Origin of the sequence: Pseudomonas fluorescens (assembly GCF_902497745.1) — a bacterium.
In the GTDB taxonomy this organism is placed as follows: domain Bacteria; phylum Pseudomonadota; class Gammaproteobacteria; order Pseudomonadales; family Pseudomonadaceae; genus Aquipseudomonas; species Aquipseudomonas fluorescens_BM.
Map to the genome: position 1 here is coordinate 7542 of NZ_CABVHJ010000033.1, position 4968 is coordinate 12509.

2 protein-coding genes are annotated in these 4968 nt (G+C 55.0%); both read right to left on the reverse strand.

Features of this window, described 5'->3' with window-relative positions:
• On the reverse strand, positions 1-201 hold a 201-nt coding region (locus F8N44_RS31935), incomplete at its 3' end, for a hypothetical protein (protein ID WP_224794836.1).
• 132 nt (positions 202-333) lie between these two features.
• Positions 334-4791, reverse strand: a complete 4458-nt coding sequence (locus F8N44_RS30055; RefSeq protein ID WP_191630984.1) for an autotransporter outer membrane beta-barrel domain-containing protein — start codon at positions 4789-4791, stop codon at positions 334-336.
• Positions 4792-4968 lie beyond the last annotated feature (177 nt).

Genomic DNA, 4968 nt, shown 5'->3' on the forward strand with positions numbered 1-4968 from the left:
CCCTTTTGGAAAGCCGATATCAGCCAAGGGGTCCAATTCAAACTCAACATAATCTCCTTCGGCAAATGGAGCAGGCATATTATCAAGTGTAACGGTAAGAGTCACAACTTGACTCCAATAAACATCTCCCGAGCCAGGCGCTGTAAATGTAGCGGTCGGATCGTCACCTCGACCAAGCTGTTGACTTTTTTTCGATAACATTAGGCATACCTCTTTTTTTATGAAAAAACGATTAATCGCGCAAACAGTTATTTCTCATCTTTTAGCTACAACCATACCGCTCAAGTAGCAAAACAAATCAAACAACAAATAGCTTACATCCTCTCCAGACAACTAAAAACTGTAACGAATTCCAAAATTCCCACCCGCCGCCGAGTTGCCAAAACCACTGCCCGGACGCGCTAGACCATTAGCTTCGCCATACACTTGCAGGCGATCGCTCAGTTGCGCACTCACACCCAACGCAAGTTGTACGCCACCACCAACATTAGCGGTGGTGAACTTCTGCCCCGCCAGAGAGGGTTGGTCACCGGCCATCCAGGTGTAATTACCGCCCAGATCCGCATACGGTTTGATGGTGGTCCCTTTGTTATAGATCGGATAGCTGACCCTGATGCCCGCGCCAGTTGTCCACGCCTGAGTATTGCCGAGCGAGGCTTTAACACCGTCGGCGTCCACCATGTCGCGGAAATGCGTGGTTTGCCCCATGAACTGAGCATGGGGCTCAATCTCCACACCCGAAGCCAAGGTGATCCGACGGCCTGCTTCAAGTGAAAAATCCACCCCGGTGCCATATAAGGTGCCTGCGTTGCGGTCCAGCCCATCGACATTCGCACGATAAAAGCTTGCCCCAAGCAGGCCGTCCGCATACCAGCCCTGCGCCGAGACCCAGGTCGAGGTCAACGCCAGGTTGTAGGCTTCAATCGACAGATTGCTGCTGGTCGCCTGGGTGGTGCGTGGCGTCGCGCGAACGGAACCGATGGTCGCGGCCAGCCCCATACGGTAGGTATCGCCATCGGCCGCGGTATAACGCAGGAAGTTGCCACCGAACTGCAATGCCTGGCTGTGCTGGTCAAAACCAAAGCCATACTGTTGGAAACTACGATTGGAGGTATAGCTGCCGCTCTCACCCAGGGTACGGGCGAATGTTTCATCTCCTAGTTCGTCACTTGACGAGGCGATGTCACCGAGGCGAGCGTGCAAACCACTCATCAACATCGCGTTGTAGCGTTGCAACACCAGCGGTGCAATCAGATAGGAACTGGTCTGGGGCACAACCAGGGGTCGGGCGCCCGGTGGGGCGACAGTGGGCACTTCCGGAATAATGTTCCCTTGATCATCCTCATACGCGGTCTGCAAACGGTAGTCCCAACCAGTACCACCGTTCACGCCACTCGGCCCATATGGTCCCAGGGGGCCGTAGCTGAACAAACGATATTGATAGACGCTGCCACTCGTGACAAAGTCGTTTTTGAGTTTGAATGAAGTCGCCGTCGCACTGCCATCGACCTGCACAACCGAGATACCCTCCCCGGCATGAAACTTATTGTCACCTTTAACATTGGTGTCCACGCCGGTTCCGCTGGCGTTGATGTCCAGCGTGGTAGTGCCTGTGGCATTACCAGTGATCATCACTTTGTCGGTATTGGAAAGCGGTACTGCCCCGCCCAAACCCAATTCGGTGTTCATACCAATGGTCCCGCCACCGGTGTAGTCGCCGGCAACAGATAAGGTTTTGTACTGCGCCACACTACCGGTGATGGTGGGCGTCAAGAACTGAATCACGCCGTTGTTCGTTAACTGCCGCGGGCTGGAGTCGCCACTCATGTTCCAAACCGTACCGGCATCGGCCAAGGTCGCATTGACCTGCCCGCCATTGCTCTGGGTGATCACGCCGTTTAACTGGGTGCCACCTGACAGATCGACATTCGCCACGGCGCCCGCCACGCTTGAGCTAATGTCGCCACTGAGCTGCGATCCACCCGACGCCTTAAACGTGCTAGTGCCTGCGGAAGAAACCGTATAGACCCCGGCACTCGTGCCATCGACATTCACGTGTACCAACGATAGAGAGGTGCCCCCGGCCGCCGAAATGGCCACCCCGCTATTTGCATTGGAGATATAGCCGTCGCCAGCGCTCAGACCACCACCCACCACCACCAGGCCGCCAGTAAGACCAACCAAGCCAACACTCAAGGCCCCCGCACCGTCCTTGGTAAAGACAGCGTTCCCGTCCGGCGTCAATACACCGTTGGCATCCTTGGTATAGGTCGCAACCGAACCTAATGTCGCCGTCACATCCGCATCGACTATGACACTGCCACTGTTGAACACCTGCACCGCACGTTGAGACTGAAAGTCGGAGCCGCCCTTGGATATCTGCAAGTTGCCACCTTGCAGACGCACCTCGCGATCGACCGTGGCATCACCCAGGTTAGTGTCTCGGGTGACTTGCAAGGTACCGGCATTAATCTGCGTATTGCCGACATAGGTGTTGTCTGCCGTCACTGTAGAGGTACCAGGCCCATTTTTGACGACATATACACCCACCCCGTTTAGCGCTGGGTCGCCACCGATCTGATAACCAATAGCCTCATCGGCAATGTTGATTTTGTCGTTGGAACCAATTACTCCGCCGGTGCCGCCAGGGGTGTACTGGAGGTTGATATCGCCCCAGTCTGCAGCAGTTTCTGGATGGTCCCGGTCAAAGCGCGCAGAAGTACCCGACAGGTCTAGCCAGCCGTTACCAATATTGAAGGTTTTGTTGAAGGCACTCGGATCAGCCAGCCCGGTTATTTGCAGAACGCCGCCGTTGAGGTAGCTGTCATTGATCCCGACCCAAGCAACATCACCCTGCATCACCTGGGTATTGCTGCCCAATTTGTACAGGTCAGCCGAGCCCTGGGTGGCGCCGCTAAAAATGTAAGTGCCCGCCGCTGTCGCCTGATCACTGCCCAAATTGAGGCGAGTCACTGCCGACCCCATAGCAACAAGGCCAGCGCCCTTCAATGCACCGATAGAAAGCGTCGACCCCGTAGCACTCAGCTTGCCTGCGGGCGAACCGATGACGGCCAGTGAGTGCGCGCCCGCCGCTGCGTCAAGTTGCACGATCGAATTGGCAGCCGAGGCGCTACCGTTGAAAACCAGCGTACCGCCAACATTGGCCAGCAATGCATTGCCGTTGGTGTCGACGCCATCATCGAGCTGGACCGTACCGCCAGAACCGGCGATTGCCCCCCACGACGATGGAGTGCCGTTGGCAATGGTGGCCATCGACGTCGCAAACGGGTTGTCCTTGGTTAGCTTCAGCGTGGCGCCGTCGCTGGCCTGGATCAATGCTCCGTTCTCGGCACTTAGGTTCGCGAGCCGTAAACCAACGGCATTGAACGTGTAAATATTGCCGTCGCCGGTCAAGCTGAAGGCGTTGGCACCTTCACCGTGAGTGGCAATTTTGGTGCCAGAATCAATCTCGCCCAAGGCTGCGTTCTTGTAGACCAACAACCCGTCTGAGCCAATGCCATACGTCTCGATGGTCACACCTTTGTCGATGTTGACCATTCCTCCCGAAATCGCTATCCCGGCCGAATTGTCGCCCTTCGTTTCAATCGTCACGCTTTGATTGATGTTGGCTAATCCGCCCGAGACAAGCATTCCTGCCGAACCGTCCCCCTGAGTATTGATCGACGTATTCTGGAGTGTCACCACACCTTTTTTGACCTCGATTGCAGCAGAAGCTGCACCCGCTGTGCTCACGACCGCATCGGCTAAATCAGCCCCAATACTCGAATTGACGAGCACACCTGTCGAATTGGCTCCGCTGGCGAAGACGTTAGTCCTGGACATTGTAACCTGGCCAGCCTTTTCAACGTCCACTCCAATCGAGCCGTCGCCATAAACAGATACCGAGTTCCCCCCCCCCTCTGAAGTCGCGAACTCAAGCCCTTTACCATCCAACGCACCCGACACATAGGCTCCAACGCTATTACGCCCTTCTGTCTGTATAGTCACGCTAGTCAACTTGCCAGAACTTCCAGCAGTACCGACATAAACCCCCTGACTTTCATCACCCGTTGCCGTCAAAGACAAATTGGTCCCCGTGATGGTGGAACCGACCTGAGCGAGGAGAACCCCAGCGCCAAAGCTGTCTGTGCTTATTGCAAAGTTGCTCAGTTCAACGGAGGACTGGTAAGCCGCAAGAACACCCAAACGATGTCCCTCGATGGTGCTACCCACATCACCATCAAGCGTCGCTGATGACCCGTGGGTAACAGACACGCCGTCCCCACCATTCGCATCCTGATCCGAGCGCCCCCCACTTTGCTTGATGTTGATCAAACCGCTGATCGTAGCCGTTGTGCCGCCGCCACCACCGTTCAGAACCAATCCATTGGCGTTGATAGCGGTAATATCCAAGCCTCCAGAAGAATTCAACGTACCGCCCCCCCCAATATAAATTCCCGCATCAAACTCATTGACACCTGCTACTGACCCAGGCCGTTCAACAGTAATAGTCGTAGCTCCGTTTAGGAAAACATTTGAATGCGGACCGTAAGCGCGAATACCAACCAAATTATTATACTGAGTATCCACTTCTGGCCTAGTAGCATGAATATTTAGTTTCGCCCCCTCATCAAGCGTAAATGTTGCCGAATTCCCGGCCACGCTAGTCAAGAGAATACCCCCCACAAAAGAGGGGTTCAGAAAAGCGAACTTGTCAGTGAACAGAGTGGTTATCGTCAGATTCCCCTTTGCTTCCACCGACAACACCCCGGGCATATTGACCAGATTCATCACCATTCCCGGGCCAAGTGTATTGACCAACTGAACGTCATTGCCAGAGCTATACGCCCCCACGTTCGTAAGCCCCCACGCGAAACGGGTATCGTTGTTGTTATTCTCAACAAAATCGCAGTCGCCGAGGTCCTGATTGCTAACCGATACGTTATGGACAACTACGTCACCCGGACT